This window comes from Cognatishimia activa (assembly GCF_026016445.1).
Taxonomy (GTDB): Bacteria; Pseudomonadota; Alphaproteobacteria; order Rhodobacterales; family Rhodobacteraceae; genus Cognatishimia; species Cognatishimia activa_B.
Map to the genome: position 1 here is coordinate 2,035,888 of NZ_CP096147.1, position 14,871 is coordinate 2,050,758.

The 14,871-nt window shown below is 53.7% G+C and carries 17 protein-coding genes; 8 read left to right on the forward strand and 9 right to left on the reverse strand.

The window, feature by feature from the left end; genetic code table 11:
* Positions 1-460: 460 nt before the first annotated feature.
* Positions 461-2,743: an adenosylcobalamin-dependent ribonucleoside-diphosphate reductase gene (locus M0D42_RS10175; protein ID WP_265018499.1), complete on the reverse strand. Its 2,283-nt coding sequence runs from the start codon at positions 2,741-2,743 to the stop codon at positions 461-463.
* Positions 2,744-2,877: 134 nt separating this feature from the next.
* Here M0D42_RS10175 and M0D42_RS10180 point away from each other — a divergent pair, with 134 nt between their 5' ends.
* Positions 2,878-3,306 carry a DUF1489 family protein gene (locus tag M0D42_RS10180; RefSeq protein ID WP_265018500.1) on the forward strand — a complete coding sequence of 143 codons (429 nt, stop codon included), beginning with the start codon at positions 2,878-2,880 and terminating at the stop codon, positions 3,304-3,306.
* Here the strand turns inward: M0D42_RS10180 and M0D42_RS10185 are convergent.
* Positions 3,303-3,902: a 2-hydroxychromene-2-carboxylate isomerase gene (locus M0D42_RS10185; RefSeq protein WP_265018501.1), complete on the reverse strand. Its 600-nt coding sequence runs from the start codon at positions 3,900-3,902 to the stop codon at positions 3,303-3,305. The two genes, M0D42_RS10180 and M0D42_RS10185, sit on opposite strands and share 4 nt — an antisense overlap.
* Before the next feature lie 104 nt (positions 3,903-4,006).
* Here M0D42_RS10185 and M0D42_RS10190 point away from each other — a divergent pair, with 104 nt between their 5' ends.
* The 7 genes from M0D42_RS10190 (at position 4,007) to M0D42_RS10220 (ending at position 8,361) form a co-directional block, all read left to right on the forward strand.
* Positions 4,007-5,014 carry a ribose-phosphate pyrophosphokinase gene (locus M0D42_RS10190; protein WP_265018502.1) on the forward strand — a complete coding sequence of 336 codons (1,008 nt, stop codon included), beginning with the start codon at positions 4,007-4,009 and terminating at the stop codon, positions 5,012-5,014.
* A 17-nt stretch (positions 5,015-5,031) separates the two neighbouring features.
* A complete protein-coding gene (locus M0D42_RS10195; protein ID WP_265018503.1) occupies positions 5,032-5,313 on the forward strand; it encodes a helix-turn-helix domain-containing protein in 282 nt (93 codons plus the stop codon).
* A 153-nt stretch (positions 5,314-5,466) separates the two neighbouring features.
* A complete protein-coding gene (locus M0D42_RS10200) occupies positions 5,467-6,051 on the forward strand; it encodes a YceI family protein (RefSeq protein WP_265018504.1) in 585 nt (194 codons plus the stop codon).
* Positions 6,052-6,076: 25 nt separating this feature from the next.
* A complete protein-coding gene (locus M0D42_RS10205) occupies positions 6,077-7,018 on the forward strand; it encodes an AraC family transcriptional regulator (RefSeq protein WP_265018505.1) in 942 nt (313 codons plus the stop codon).
* Positions 7,019-7,115: 97 nt separating this feature from the next.
* Complete coding sequence (locus M0D42_RS10210; RefSeq protein ID WP_265018506.1) at positions 7,116-7,289, forward strand: hypothetical protein; 174 nt, start codon at positions 7,116-7,118, stop codon at positions 7,287-7,289.
* A gap of 6 nt (positions 7,290-7,295) precedes the next feature.
* The gene (locus M0D42_RS10215; protein ID WP_265018507.1) at positions 7,296-7,673 is read left to right on the forward strand and encodes a hypothetical protein; all 378 of its coding nucleotides are present in this window, start codon (positions 7,296-7,298) and stop codon (positions 7,671-7,673) included.
* Positions 7,674-7,869: 196 nt separating this feature from the next.
* Positions 7,870-8,361, forward strand: a complete 492-nt coding sequence (locus tag M0D42_RS10220) for a fasciclin domain-containing protein (RefSeq protein ID WP_265018508.1) — start codon at positions 7,870-7,872, stop codon at positions 8,359-8,361.
* Between the two features lie 69 nt (positions 8,362-8,430).
* Here M0D42_RS10220 and M0D42_RS10225 read toward each other — a convergent pair whose 3' ends face one another.
* From M0D42_RS10225 to M0D42_RS10255, 7 genes are all read right to left on the reverse strand, one after another.
* On the reverse strand, positions 8,431-8,781 hold the full coding sequence (locus M0D42_RS10225) for an H-type lectin domain-containing protein (RefSeq protein WP_265018509.1): 351 nt from the start codon (positions 8,779-8,781) through the stop codon (positions 8,431-8,433).
* Positions 8,782-8,892: 111 nt separating this feature from the next.
* Positions 8,893-9,291: a F0F1 ATP synthase subunit epsilon gene (locus tag M0D42_RS10230; protein WP_265018510.1), complete on the reverse strand. Its 399-nt coding sequence runs from the start codon at positions 9,289-9,291 to the stop codon at positions 8,893-8,895.
* A 63-nt stretch (positions 9,292-9,354) separates the two neighbouring features.
* Positions 9,355-10,779, reverse strand: coding sequence for a F0F1 ATP synthase subunit beta (gene atpD / locus M0D42_RS10235; protein WP_265018511.1), 1,425 nt, complete (start codon positions 10,777-10,779; stop codon positions 9,355-9,357).
* Between the two features lie 15 nt (positions 10,780-10,794).
* The gene (locus tag M0D42_RS10240; protein WP_265018512.1) at positions 10,795-11,670 is read right to left on the reverse strand and encodes a F0F1 ATP synthase subunit gamma; all 876 of its coding nucleotides are present in this window, start codon (positions 11,668-11,670) and stop codon (positions 10,795-10,797) included.
* 12 nt (positions 11,671-11,682) lie between these two features.
* A complete protein-coding gene (gene atpA, locus M0D42_RS10245; protein WP_265018513.1) occupies positions 11,683-13,221 on the reverse strand; it encodes a F0F1 ATP synthase subunit alpha in 1,539 nt (512 codons plus the stop codon).
* Complete coding sequence (locus M0D42_RS10250; protein WP_265018514.1) at positions 13,222-13,782, reverse strand: F0F1 ATP synthase subunit delta; 561 nt, start codon at positions 13,780-13,782, stop codon at positions 13,222-13,224.
* Between the two features lie 311 nt (positions 13,783-14,093).
* Complete coding sequence (locus tag M0D42_RS10255) at positions 14,094-14,831, reverse strand: class I SAM-dependent methyltransferase (protein WP_265018515.1); 738 nt, start codon at positions 14,829-14,831, stop codon at positions 14,094-14,096.
* Positions 14,832-14,871: the final 40 nt, after the last annotated feature.

Here is a 14,871-nt window from a genome sequence, read left to right on the forward strand (position 1 = left end):
GTTCTTTATTAGGTGAATTCTTTTTTCGATAGGCTTGCAAAAAGGTCTTGAGCCTTGCCTCCACATCAAAGCTGTTGATTTCGCCTAAAGGCGGGAATTTAACGTCAGCAAAAGGAATCTTGGTCATAGGTGTCCTCACTCTCTCGGCACACCTGTTGGAAGATGTGCCGTAACTGACAGCGCTTAGCCGTCGAATGTTTCTGAGTTCGGGCTCCGGATCCCTAGGCCAGAAATGAAGACAAAATTATTTAGGCGTCAATAGGAGCGCGTATTCGGCTTACTCCTCTGTAGCCAAACCTATTGAAAATACATGAAATCACTTAAGTCATTGAAAAATATAGAAACCACCGGCAACAGGGATTGCCGATGGTCATTTTTTGCGTGTTGAGTGGACAAATTTCGACCTAAATGGTCATTTAATGCCGGGTCCTACAACATACAACTCTCCGCCGATGTCAGCTTAGCCGCACTTGCTGTAGCCGCAGCTGGTGCAGGTCATGCAACCTTCCACCATGTTCAAGGAATACTCACCACAGGATGGGCAGGCTTTGCCGCGTGGTGCTTCGCCGACGACCATTACTTCGGCATGTGGGTCAGTCTTCAGTCCCTTGCCCTCACCTTCGATGAAGCCGATTGCGATCATGTGTTTTTCGATCACGCCACCGATGGCCGCCAAGATGGATGGGATATATTTGCCTTCCATCCACGCGCCACCACGTGGGTCGAACACAGCTTTCAGCTCTTCGACAACAAAGCTCACGTCACCGCCACGGCGGAACACGGCAGAGACCATGCGAGTTAGAGCCAGAGTCCAGGCGTAGTGCTCCATGTTTTTGGAGTTGATGAAGACTTCAAACGGGCGACGATGACCGTTGATGACCACATCGTTCACGGTCAGATAAATCGCGTGCTCGGAATCTGGCCACTTCAGCTTGTAGGTCGCGCCTTCCAGGGACTGCGGACGATCCAGTGGCTCGGACATGTAGATGACTTCGCCTGTGTCTGCCACGTGATCTGCAGGCTTTTCACCCGGAGCATCCTCAGAGCTTTCTGACACGGTCAGGACAGAGCCGGTGATGTCGTTTGGACGGTAGGTTGTGCAGCCTTTGCAGCCAGTGTCCCAAGCCTGCATGTAGACGTCTTTGAAGGCATCAAAGCTGATATCTTCTGGGCAGTTGATGGTTTTGGAAATGGAGCTGTCGATCCATTTCTGCGCCGCGGCCTGCATGCGCACGTGATCTGCTGGAGCTAAAGTCTGTGCGTTCACAAAGTAGTCTGGCAACTCTTTGTCGCCAAACTTCTCACGCCAGAGTTTCACTGCGTAATCAACGACTTCCTCTTCAGTGCGGGAGCCATCTTTTTGCAGAACCTTACGCGTGTAAGCATAGGCGAACACCGGTTCGATGCCGGAAGAGACGTTGCCAGCATAAAGAGAAATCGTGCCGGTTGGAGCGATGGATGTCAGAAGCGCGTTGCGGATGCCGTGCTCGCGGATTTCTGCTTTCAGGTCTTCGTCCAGATACTGAACCATGCCGCCATCGACGTATTTGTCCGCATCAAAGAGTGGGAAAGCCCCTTTCTCTTTCGCCAGATCAACGGATGCTTTGTAAGAGGCATGCGCGATGGCTTTCATCCAAGCTTCGGTCTGTGCCGCTGCTTCTTCGGTGCCGTATTTAAGTCCAAGCATCAGCAGAGCATCCGCCAGACCCGTCACACCAAGGCCGATGCGGCGTTTGGCTTGCGCTTCTTGCGCTTGCTCTGGCAGCGGGAAGTTTGAGGCATCCACCACGTTGTCCATCATGCGGACGGCGGTTTTGACAAGATCGGTCAGGGCTGCTTCGTTCAGCTCTGCCGCTTTTTCAAAAGGAGCTGTCACCAGACGCGCAAGGTTAATTGACCCCAGCAGACATGCACCGTAAGGCGGCAGAGGCTGCTCGCCACATGGGTTGGTGGCTGCAATCTGCTCGACATAGTTCAGGTTGTTCGCCTTGTTGATGCGATCGATGAAGATCACGCCTGGCTCGGCCTGATCGTATGTGTTCTGCATGATCTTGTTCCAAAGATCACGAGCATTCACGGTCTGGAAAACCTTGCCATCAAAGACCAGCTCCCAAGAGCCATCTGCTTTCACCGCTTCCATAAAGTCATCAGTCACCAGCACGGACATGTTGAACATGCGCAGGCGCGCTGGGTCGGATTTGGCAGTGATGAAGTGTTCGATATCCGGGTGGTCACAGCGCATGGTCGCCATCATCGCGCCACGGCGAGAGCCTGCGGACATGATGGTGCGGCACATCGCATCCCAGACGTCCATGAAAGAGAGCGGACCGGAAGCATCCGCTGCCACGCCTTTCACATCCGCGCCACGTGGACGTATGGTGGAGAAGTCATAACCGATACCCCCACCCTGCTGCATGGTCAGGGCGGCTTCTTTCAGCATATCAAAGATGCCAGACATGCTGTCAGGGATGGTGCCCATGACGAAACAGTTGAACAAAGTCACTTTGCGCGCAGTGCCTGCACCCGCGGTGATGCGGCCCGCTGGCAGGTATTTGAAATCCTCCAGAGCGGCGTAGAACTTGTCTTCCCACTCTTCCGGCTTCTTCTCAACCTTTGCCAGATCGCGCGCGATACGACGCCAGCTATCTTCTACGGTCTGATCAATCGGTGTCCCGTCCGCTTCTTTGAAACGGTATTTCATATCCCAGATGGATTCGGCGATTGGGGCAGCAAAGCGACTCATCATTTCCCTCAGTTTTTGGCGTATTTTTTAAGTTTGGCAGGACTTGTGGGGCTTGATTGCCCTCGTGAGGCCTCTATTCTTATCCAACGGGCGAAAAGACACAAGAGAAATACCACTCATTGTGGTTAAAAAATATGAAAACACTACATCTAGTGAAGCTAAGCGTAGGCACCGAAACGGTTGATGGGCTGGAAGAATGGCAAAAAATCAAGCGTTCTGAGGCACCTGACGGCTGTTCGCGCCATGTCACACGCATGTGGCCGCGTCGCGAGAAAGAGATTCTTGCAGGCGGCTCGATGTATTGGGTCATTAAGGGATCAATCCAAGCGCGGCAACGCATTGTTGGCCTCGAAGAGGTGATCGGTGGCGATGGCATCCGCCGCTGCGCCATAGTTTTGGGGCCAGAACTTATTCGCACACAAACCGCGTTGCGGCGACCGTTTCAGGGCTGGCGTTACCTTAAAGCAGACGATGCGCCACCGGACTTGCCGAAAGGCCGCGCGAGCGAAGAGCCATTGCCAACAGAATTGGCAACGGCCTTGGCTGAGATCGGTGTAATCTAAATTTTGCCGGCCAGATGCAGGTCTAAATCTTCGAGACGGTCCCTGCCCCAGAACCCCTCTTTGCCGTCAACCACATAAAATGGCGCGCCAAATGCCCCCGCATCGATCGCCTCATCCAGATTGCGCGCATAGGTTTCCGCTCCCATAAGCAAACCACTATCGGCAAGCCCAGGATCGAAACCTGCAGCCGTCAGGCAATCCTTGATGACATCGTCCTGCGCGATGTCTTTCTCCTCCACCCAACAGGCGCGTAAAACCCCCTGAACCAATGCTGCTAGGTCTCCACCTCCGCTGCTCTGTGCGGCAATAATGGCATAAGACGAAGGCGCCATATTGGTTGGCCAATGTGCTGGTTTAAGGTTGAAATCGACACCTAGCTTTTTGGCGCTACGCACCAGATCCTGTGCTCGGTATCGCTGACGGTTCGGATGGCGGTCTTTCGGCGACGTGCCTCCGGATCGAGCGAACAGTCCCATGATATCTACGGGTTTGTACGTGATGGTTGCACCATGTTTGGCAGCGATCTCTTCAAGCCCTCCCCCCGCGAGATAGGTGTACGGGGAAATCGTTGCAAAATAGTAGTCGATGTGAGGCATTTGGTCCTTCCCGTCCATAGCTTTGCTTTGCCATTAGCTTAGCCCGTGCTACAGCGTGCGCAACGTCACGAATCTGTCATCTTGCGAACTGGGGATCTGCGCAAATGCCAACCACCATGGAACCTAAACTTATCACGGGCAACGCCAATCCACCTTTGGCGAAATCCATCGCGCGCAGGATGAACATCCATCGCAATCTCGGTCTCGTCGAGGCCCGCGTAGAACGTTTCAACGACGGTGAGATTTTCGTAGAAGTCTACGAGAACGTTCGCGGCGAAGACATGTTCATCATTCAGCCGACATCCAATCCAGCGAATGACAACTTGATGGAACTGCTGATCATGGCCGACGCCTTGCGTCGGTCTTCTGCTAAGCGCATCACCGCTGTGATCCCATACTTCGGCTACGCCCGTCAGGATCGCCGCGCCAAGGCCCGCACACCAATCTCCGCTAAGCTGGTTGCAAACATGCTGGTCGAAGCGGGTGTTGAACGCGTTCTGACCATGGATCTGCACGCGGCCCAGATTCAGGGCTTCTTTGATATCCCGGTCGACAACCTCTACGCCTCCCCGATCTTTGCGCTGGACATCATGAACCAGTTCAAAGGCAATATGGAGGATATCATGGTGGTGTCTCCAGACGTCGGCGGCGTGGCCCGCGCACGTGAGCTTGCAAAGCGCATCAACGCGCCGTTGTCGATTGTGGACAAACGTCGCGAAAAGCCGGGTGAGATTGCAGAGATGACTGTGATCGGAGATGTGACCGGTAAGAAATGTATCATCGTCGATGACATCTGCGACACCGCGGGCACGCTCTGCAAAGCCGCCGAAGTGCTGATAGAGCACGGCGCGACTGAGGTACATTCCTATATCACCCACGGTGTTCTGTCCGGCCCTGCCGTCGAACGCATCACAAACTCGGTGATGAAAAATCTGGTGATCACAGACTCCATCCAGCCAACTGGACCAGTGGCCAATGCACCAAACATTCGCATTCTGCCGACAGCGCCAATGTTTGCACATGCGATTATGAATATCTGGAACGGCGCGTCGGTGTCTTCTCTGTTTGAAACAGAGACTCTGGAAGGCGCTTACGAAGGCTTGCTGAAGTAATTCTGAGGAACGGGCCAATGACCACCGTACAAATCCAAGCAGACAAAATGAAGACCGTGCGCAAAGCGCGTAAGATCGGGCGTCCAAAGCTTGCTAAGATGACCGGCATGACCGAACGCCAGATCGCGCGTCTTGAAGGCAATGGCGCCGTTATGGGTGATCTGTCTTATGACTCTGCTCTGCGAATTTCTCAGGCACTGGAAATACCAGTCGGCGCTTTGACAGGTGAGCTGGCCTTGATCGATGACGATCTGAAACCTGCCTCTGAAACCAAATGCACGAGTGGCTGCTGCGGCTAAGCCAAGGCAACAATGAAACGACCAGACAGGCGCCCAATCGGGCGCCTGATCTTTTTACAGAAACAGCAATCCTAATCAGGTTTTTATACGATGAGCCTTCTAAGACTGACGGGCGGGCTCCCCTCCCCGCGTGTCATTTAGAAAGGAAGTCCCGTGTTCAAGTCCAATGTGATCGGCCTCGCAAGCCTCCTCTCCCTGACTGCAAGCCTTGTGGCAGCAACTGAAACCTATAAGACCGACGCAGGTCACACCGAGGTTTTCTTTGGCTGGAGCCATGCGGGCGTATCCATGCAGCACGGTGAATTCACGCGTGTCGAAGGCCTGCTGAACATCGATCCCGTCGCCCCAGAGAACGCTTTCCTTGATGTGGCCATCGACGTGTCCAGCATTGCAACAGGCGTGCCGGCGCTTGATCGTGAACTGCTTAACAGCAGCTGGCTTAATGCCGAAGCACATCCAGAGATCACTTTCAAAAGCACGGGTATAACTTTAACCGGAGAGAATACGGCAGATGTCGTGGGTGACCTAACCATGAACGGCCGCACCAATCCCGTCGTATTGAAAGCTGAACTGCTCCATCAAGGCAAACATCCTGTTGGGGCATTCCTGTCGGCCTACAAAGGTGAATGGCTTGCCTTTCATGCAGAAACGAAAATCAGACACCGGGCGTTTGGCGTAGGCGATTATTCAACCGGAGATATTTTCATTGAAATCAACGCGGAACTGCAGCGACAATAAAAACAAATCACTTAACGGCAAATAAATGCACCGCGCGACACAGCGACATCGGATCAACCGGGTCATCAACTTCATCTCTGAGCATCACGAACAAGACCTCTGCCTCGATGAGCTTGCCGATGTCGCCTGCCTCTCCCGCTTCCATTTCACCCGTAGCTTTGCACAGCACTGCCAGGAAACGCCCATGGCCTTCCTGGCGCGCACACGGTTAGAGCGTGCAGCCTCAAAGTTGATCTTTGCACCGCAGCAGACGATCACTTCCATCGGCATGGACGCCGGATTTTCGAGTTCTGAGGCATTCTCGCATGCCTTCCACCGCCGCTTCGGCCTTGGCCCCCGACGGTTCCGCAAGGCAAATCTCTGGGGCGTGCGCGATCTGCCCACGAACCAAATCCACAGTTACGGAATGCTTGATCCGGCCCAAATTTATGGTCATGTGACCGAGCCATGGCCGGTATCCCTACGGCGAATTCCAGAGATGCGAGTGGCCTATGTACGCCACCAAGGCCCTTATTTTAATGCTAAAAACCCCACTGTCACCAATTTCACTCTAGAGAACGCTTTCGATGTCTTGATGATTTGGGCAAAGGAAACGCAGCTTTGGCGGCACAATTCAAAAATCTTTGGGCTTTGCCCCAATAATCCGAGTCTCACTCCGCCAGAGCTTTGCCATTATGACGTCTGCCTACCCGTGGATGACGACATTGAAGAAGATGAGGTGGTTAGCATTCGCTATCTACCGGAAATGACCGTCGCCACGCTAGAAGTGACAGGGTCATCAAACGACCTGATGCAAGCTTGGCAATGGCTGATTGACACTTGGATCCCCAGCCAAAACCTTGAAATGCTGAACCACGCCGCTTTTGAAATCTGCCATGCAGAAAGCCACCGCCTGCGCTGCCCCTCCGAGGGCATCACGCTTTGCATGCCGGTCATACGTAAGCGTGCCTATTCTCGCGCCGCTTAACGCCCCATTCTTGAGACTCTAGATGCTCTTGGAAAATTAACCTTTTCATAATGGCGCAGATTGTTAGGCTAACCATAGGCAATGTCGGAGCCTAATCTTGATTGAATGTTTAAGCGTCGAGCAGATGCATTTCTTTGCGTCTCTGCTGGGCGACATCGTATCTGTGTATGGACCAAATGAGAAAACGGTCCTGATTGATGCAGAGAAAGGTCGTGTTCTCTGGGAGCGGCTTGGAGACACCTATTGCATGGTGAAGCCCAAGGATGCGTAGAGCCAGATGAACCTATCAGACCTTATAGAGTGTTGCCTGCGGACGGATCCCAATGTCACTGAAGGCGACTACACAGTGCTGTTTTCAGGCAGTAAGTCTGGCGCGTTGAATGCGGGCGTTTTGCTCTTCACGGCTAGCGCCCTGCCCAAGGCAACAGTTGATGCTATGGAGTATCGGCTGGTCAGCATTCTGATGTTGCTGGTGAACCTCGATGAACAAAAGGCATCAACTGAAACGCGGAACGATTTTCAGGTGCGTTTCTCAGCAGAAGATCATGACGCTGTCGATGAAAACGCCGATCACTTGATGAGTGCCCTAAGGAAGCGTGGCATCGCTCCGGAGCTCGCCAAAGAGCTCGTAAGGGGTCGCGAAAAATCTGTTTGATGTCAGATCTTTAAACTGGCCCTTTCCAGTTTCATCAGTGGAAAAAATCGACTTTTGCTTAGATCAATGAGCAGCAACGCATGTGATCGCTATCGCTAAAAAGTGATCCAAGTCCTACCCTCCTGCGTAATTAAGCCATCACGCCACTCAGCTGTGGCGCACGATTTATGAGGGGCTTTACCGAAAGGACAATCCAATGAACCGCCGCTTTGCTATCAAGACCATCGCAGCTCTTAGTGTCGCTGCTTTTGCTGCCGCTTGCGCACCCATGATGGATGACGGAGATGATATCGTTGATATCGCTGCATCCAACGATGACTTCTCAACTCTTGTCGCGGCCGTGCAAGCTGCTGGGTTGGTTGAGACATTGAAAGGCGATGGGCCGTTCACTGTCTTTGCGCCAACAAACGCGGCTTTCGCCAAGCTCCCAGCAGGTACGGTTGAAACGCTGTTGAAACCTGAAAACAAAGATCAACTGGTTGCGGTTCTCACCTATCACGTCGTGCCTGGCGCTGTGACCTCCGATCAGCTCGCAGGCAAGCGTTTGTCTGTGGCAACAGTTCAAGGTTCCAACGTACATATCGACGGGCGCAATGGCGTCAAAGTGGATAACGCAAACGTTGTTTCCGCTGATATCATTGCGACCAACGGGGTCATCCATGTGATCGACAGCGTGATCCTGCCCTAAAACAGGCATAGCTTGAGTTATTAAAGGCTCCGCAATGTCGGAGCCTTTACACCAGTGACGGCAGAGTAATTAAGGCACGTCCCAACTGTCTTCGTCATCGATCTCGCCAAAAGCAATCCAGCTGAGACGCACGCGAGCGATCTTGCTGTCTTGCCAGGTCCGAAAGACCAAATCAAAGCCATCTTCCGTGACTTTCTCCGCTCCGATGTCAGCCCGAATATTACTACCGTTGGACACATCCCAGAGCGACAATGACACCTGCACCACAGGCTTGTTCAAGAATGTCTCGGAGAAGTTGATATGCTTACGTCTTTCACGTGGGCCTGAGCCAACCCACATATCGCCGCCATTCTCAAAATCGGAAAACAATTGATATTCCCCTTGGTCGATCCCAAGGGTGCGTCCGCGCATTTTTCTCATCGTTCATCCCCTAAACGTGCGGGGAGATTACAACTTTTCCGAAAAGGCTTTCAAACGAAAACAGGCCCCGCGATGCCGCGGGGCCTGTATTATAATCAGATGTGACGCTTATCAGACGTTCAGGGCTGCGCGCAGCGCTTCCATGTCTGCCAAGGTCTTTGCTGCCGCGTCTTTGTTTTCCGCTGCTGCATTTTCTGCCGCGTCTTTCGCCGCTGCAATCAAAGCGTCCATGTCGTCCGCTGTGATGTCAGCTGTCGCGATGGCCTTTTCTGCCAGAACAGAAGTGCCTGCCGCGCTGATTTCCGCAAACCCGCCGGTCACAGCATAGCTGCTGGTGCCGTCAGGGCCTTCAACGGTCAGAACACCTGGGCGCAAAGTGGTGATGGTTGGGGCATGATCAGGCATTGCTGTCATGTCGCCATCCGCACCAGGGATTTGCACTGCAGAGGCTTGCAAAGAGGCAAGCGCACGTTCTGGGCTAACCAGATCGAATTGCATTGTAGTCGCCATTGTGGCCTCCTTTCAGGAAGTCGGCACCCACCCCTTTTCGGAAGGGTGCCAACCTAACCGTTCTTAGGCGGCTTCCGCAGCCATTTTCTCGGCTTTTGCGATCACTTCGTCGATGCCGCCAACCATGTAGAAGGCGCCTTCTGGCAAGTGGTCGTATTCGCCAGCCACAACAGCTTTGAACGATGCGATTGTGTCTTCCAGAGGAACCTGAACACCGTCGGAACCGGTGAAGACTTTCGCAACGTCGAACGGCTGAGACAAGAAACGCTGGATCTTACGCGCGCGCGCAACAGTCAGCTTATCTTCTTCAGACAGTTCGTCCATGCCGAGGATCGCGATGATGTCTTGCAGGGACTTATAGCGCTGCAGGATCTGCTGAACGTCGGAAGCAACCGCATAGTGCTCTTCACCAACAACAGCTGGGTCCATCAGACGGGAAGAAGAGTCAAGCGGGTCAACCGCCGGGTAGATGCCCAGCTCAGAGATCGCACGGTTAAGAACGGTAGTCGCGTCCAAGTGAGCAAAGGTTGTCGCTGGCGCAGGGTCGGTAAGGTCGTCCGCTGGAACGTAAACCGCTTGGATCGAAGTGATCGAGCCGTTCTTTGTGGATGTAATACGTTCCTGCATCGCACCCATGTCTGTCGCCAGTGTTGGCTGGTAGCCCACCGCGGAAGGAATACGACCCAGAAGCGCGGACACCTCGGAACCCGCTTGTGTAAAGCGGAAGATGTTGTCCACGAAGAACAGAACGTCGGTACCGGATTGGTCACGGAACTGTTCCGCCAGTGTCAGACCTGTCAGAGCGACACGCGCACGCGCACCTGGAGGTTCGTTCATCTGACCGTAAACCAGAGCCACCTGAGATTCTTCCAGGTTGTCAGGCTTAATAACGTTGGATTCGATCATCTCGTGGTAAAGGTCGTTACCTTCACGAGTACGTTCGCCAACACCCGCGAATACGGAGAAGCCGGAGTGAACTTTCGCGATGTTGTTGATCAGTTCCATGATCAGAACTGTTTTACCAACACCCGCACCACCGAACAGACCAATTTTACCACCCTTCGCGTATGGCGCGAGAAGGTCGATAACTTTGATGCCTGTTACCAGAACTTCGGATTCTGTGGACTGCTCTGCGAACTCAGGCGCAGGCTGGTGGATCGCACGTGTTTCAGTCGCGTTGATTGGCGCGCCTTCGTCCACTGGCTCACCCACAACGTTCAGGATGCGGCCCAGAGTTGCGTTGCCCACTGGAACGGTGATCGGTGCACCAGTGTCAGTAACTTTCGCGCCACGTACGAGACCTTCGGTCGCGTCCATCGCGATACAGCGAACTGTGTTTTCACCAAGGTGCTGGGATACTTCCAGAACCAGTTTCTTACCGTTGTTGTCGGTGTCCAGCGCGTTCAGAATTTCCGGCAGGGAATCTTCGAACTGCACGTCCACAACGGCGCCAATCACCTGCGTGACTTTGCCTTTTGCGTTTGCCATGTTTCGTCTCCGGTCTTAGAGCGCCTCAGCGCCCGAGATAATTTCAATAAGCTCGTTGGTAATGACGGCCTGACGTGAGCGGTTGAACTCGATTGTCAGTTTGTCGATCATTTCGCCCGCGTTCCGGGTTGCGTTGTCCATAGCGGACATCCGCGCACCTTGCTCGGAAGCGCCGTTTTCCAGCAGAGCAGCAAAGATTTGCGTTGCGACACCGCGCGGCAGCAGGTCAGCCAGAATGGCCTCTTCGCTTGGCTCGTAGTCGTAAAGCGTTGTTGCGCCCTCATCCTCAGCTGCATCGAATGCCGCTGGAATGATTTGCTGAGCCGTTGGGATCTGGGTCACAACGTTTACGAACTTCGAGTAGAAGATCGTTGCGACATCAAACTCACCGCCGTCAAACTTTGCCAGCAGATCACGTGCAATGTCTTGCGCGTTTTCATAACCAACACGTTTCACTTCGGTCAGGTCCACATGGCCTACGAAAGCGTCGCCCAGGTCACGTTTGATCGCGTCACGGCCCTTCTTGCCAACAGTCAAGATCTTAACGGTCTTGCCTGCAGCTTGAAGTTCTTCCGCTTTCGCACGCGCCAGCTTGGCGATGTTCGAGTTAAAGCCGCCGCAAAGACCACGCTCTGCTGTCATCACCACCAGAAGGTGGGTCTGATCAGAGCCGGTCCCCGACAGAAGCTTAGGTGCAGAGTCAGAGCCACCAACAGAGGCCGCCAGCCCACCCAGAACGGCGTTGAACCGTTCTGTGTATGGACGGGAAGCTTCTGCAGCGTCCTGGGCGCGGCGAAGTTTCGCCGCGGCCACCATCTGCATGGCTTTTGTGATCTTCCGAGTGTTTTTCACACTCTCGATCCTGTTTTTGAGGTCCTTCAGACTAGGCATTGTCCGAACCCCTTATGCGAAGTCAGCTGCGAATTCGTCGAGCGCTGCTTTCACTTTATCTGCGGCTTCACCTTTGATCTTAGGATCTTCGTCGGTGATCCACTGCAGCAGGTCTGCCTTCTTGCTGCGCAGGAAGGTCAGCAGAGCAGCTTCGTAGCGGCCAACGTCTTTTACGTCGACTTTGTCGAGGTAGCCGTTGGTGCCTGCGAAGATGATGCAAACGATCTCGGAGTTGGTCAGCGGCGAGTATTGCGCCTGCTTCATCAGCTCGGTCAAACGTGCACCACGGTTCAGCAGCTGCTGAGTTGCGGCGTCGAGGTCAGAACCGAACTGAGCGAAGGCCGCCATTTCACGGTACTGAGCCAGAGACAGTTTAACTGGGCCCGCAACCGAAGACATCGCTTTGGTTTGCGCAGAGGAACCAACACGGGAAACAGACAGACCAGTGTTCACCGCTGGGCGGATACCTTGGTAGAAGAGTTCTGTTTCAAGGAAGATCTGACCGTCGGTGATGGAGATCACGTTGGTTGGAATAAACGCAGAAACGTCACCACCTTGGGTTTCGATCACTGGCAGAGCAGTCAAGGAACCGGAACCGTAGTCTTCGTTCAGCTTCGCGGAACGCTCGAGCAGACGGGAGTGAAGGTAGAAAACGTCACCTGGGTACGCTTCACGTCCTGGTGGGCGGCGCAGAAGCAGGGACATCTGACGATAAGCAACCGCTTGCTTGGAAAGGTCATCATAGATGATCAGAGCGTGCTTGCCGTTGTCACGGAAGTATTCCGCCATCGCAGTCGCCGCGTAAGGTGCGAGGAACTGCATAGGTGCCGGGTCAGACGCAGTCGCTGCCACAACGATGGAGTATTCAATCGCGCCGGACTCTTCCAGTTTCTTAACCAGCTGAGCCACTGTGGAGCGCTTCTGACCAACCGCTACGTAGACGCAGTACAGTTTCTTGGACTCGTCGTCGCCTGCTGCTTCGTTGTAGGATTTCTGGTTCAGGATGGTGTCCAGAGCAATCGCTGTTTTACCGGTTTGACGGTCACCAATGATAAGTTCACGCTGGCCACGGCCAACTGGGATCATCGCGTCAACGGACTTCAGGCCAGTCGCCATTGGTTCGTGAACGGATTTACGTGGGATGATGCCTGGCGCTTTAACGTCTGCAACACCGCGGTTTGCAGATTTGATAGGGCCTTTGCCATCAACTGGGTTACCCAGACCGTCAACAACGCGGCCCAGCAGTTCAGGACCAACTGGCACGTCAACGATAGAGTTGGTGCGCTTAACAGTGTCGCCTTCTTTAATGTCACGGTCGGAACCGAAGATAACAACACCGACGTTGTCGCTTTCCAGGTTCAGGGCCATGCCCATGATGCCACCTGGGAATTCGACCATCTCACCGGCTTGAACGTTGTCCAGACCGTAGACGCGGGCAATACCGTCACCTACGGAAAGAACACGACCAACCTCGGCCACTTCGGCTTCCTGACCAAAATTCTTGATCTGGTCTTTCAGGATCGCCGAGATTTCGGCTGCTTGGATACCCATTTATCCGACCTCTTTCATTGCATTCTGAAGGGAGTTGAGCTTGGAGCGGATCGAGGTATCGATCATCTTCGAGCCAACCTTAACGACAAGACCGCCCACCAGAGACTGGTCGACGGTCGCATTGATTTTCACATCTTGGCCAACACGCGCTTTGAGCGTCTTTGCCAATTTGTCTGCTTGGGTTTTGGTCAGTGCCTTCGCGGAAACGACTTCCGCAGTCACTTCGCCCTTCTCTTCAGCGATCAGAGCGCGCAGAGCGTCGATCAGCTGAGGCAGGACAAACAGACGGCGATTTTCAGCCATCAGACCCAGTGTGTTGGTCAGAACCGCTGGCAGACCCATTTTTTTCGCAATCGCGGAGATCGCTTCGCCTTGTGCGGCGCGGGTCACAACTGGGGAGTTGATCAGCTCACGCAGATCGTTGCTCTCATCCAGTGCGGAATTTAGATCATCAAGGCCTTTCTCCAGATCAGAGACTGCCTTGGACTCCTTCGCGATCTCATAGACCGCCGTGGCATAGCGCGCAGCAATGCCTTGGGAAATCGAAGCTGGTTCGGACACGTCCACCCTTCCGATATTTAGGCCCCGGATTACTGGTCAAACCGGCTTCCAGGGACGTTTCTGGCTTTGACGCAAATCAAAGCCGCAAAATTCAGGCGGGGTGTAGCAGAGGCGACCTTACCTAGCAATAACGTTTGACATAAAGGGTGAGCGCTAAAAATGGAGTATTTATAATACCTTGCGCGACTTGCGTCGCTTTGGCCCAGTTTTGTGGCAAAAAATTTACACGAAAATCGTCAAATTTACCGATTCCTTACGTCGATTAGCGCCAAAGTTGAGTCCAATTTTGGTGCACCTAAAAGACCAATCGATCAAATTGGCGCCACTTCAGGTTTGGGCGCAAGGATCTCAAGTGGCTTGCGAACGGTAGCTTTGATACCCCCTGTCGGGGCGTGAATGCGCTTGCTCGCTTCCACCATTAAAACACCACCTGACACTACCGGTGACAGCGCGCGACCTGTCCCTTCCCAGAACTGAGCGGTCCTCCGCCAAAACCGTCGATGACTGGGCGGTTGAAAAAGAGTGGTGCGATGGCGTTCTGGTGTGAAGCCATGATTTCGCAATTGGGTTTCCAACTGACCGGTGGAATAAGGACGACCATAGCCAAAAGGTGTCGTATCAGATCGGCTCCATATGCCTGCGCGGTGAGGCACGATAAAAAGCGCCCTTCCCCCTGGCCCTAGAACTCGGAAAGCCTCATCCAACAGATCCAGCGGTCGTTCGCAGTTTTCCAACCCATGCATCAAAATCAAACGATCCACCCGACCGGTCTCCATCGGCCAGAGCGTTTCCTCGCATAAGACAGAGACATTTGGCTGGCCAAGTGGCCACGGCATGACCCCCTGTGGCGCAGGCATTAGTCCGACAACGCGGCGGGCTTCTTGAAGATATGGGCGCAACAGCGGCACCGCGAAGCCAAAACCAACCATGGTTTGCCCAGTGACATCGGGCCACAGTTCGCGCACTTCATCTCGCACAGCCTTTTGTGCCGCGCGACCTAGCATGCTGCGATAATAGAAATTCCGAAGATCTTTTACGTCGAGATGCATGCCACCGGAGTCATTCGAAAAACTGCCACGACACTAACAT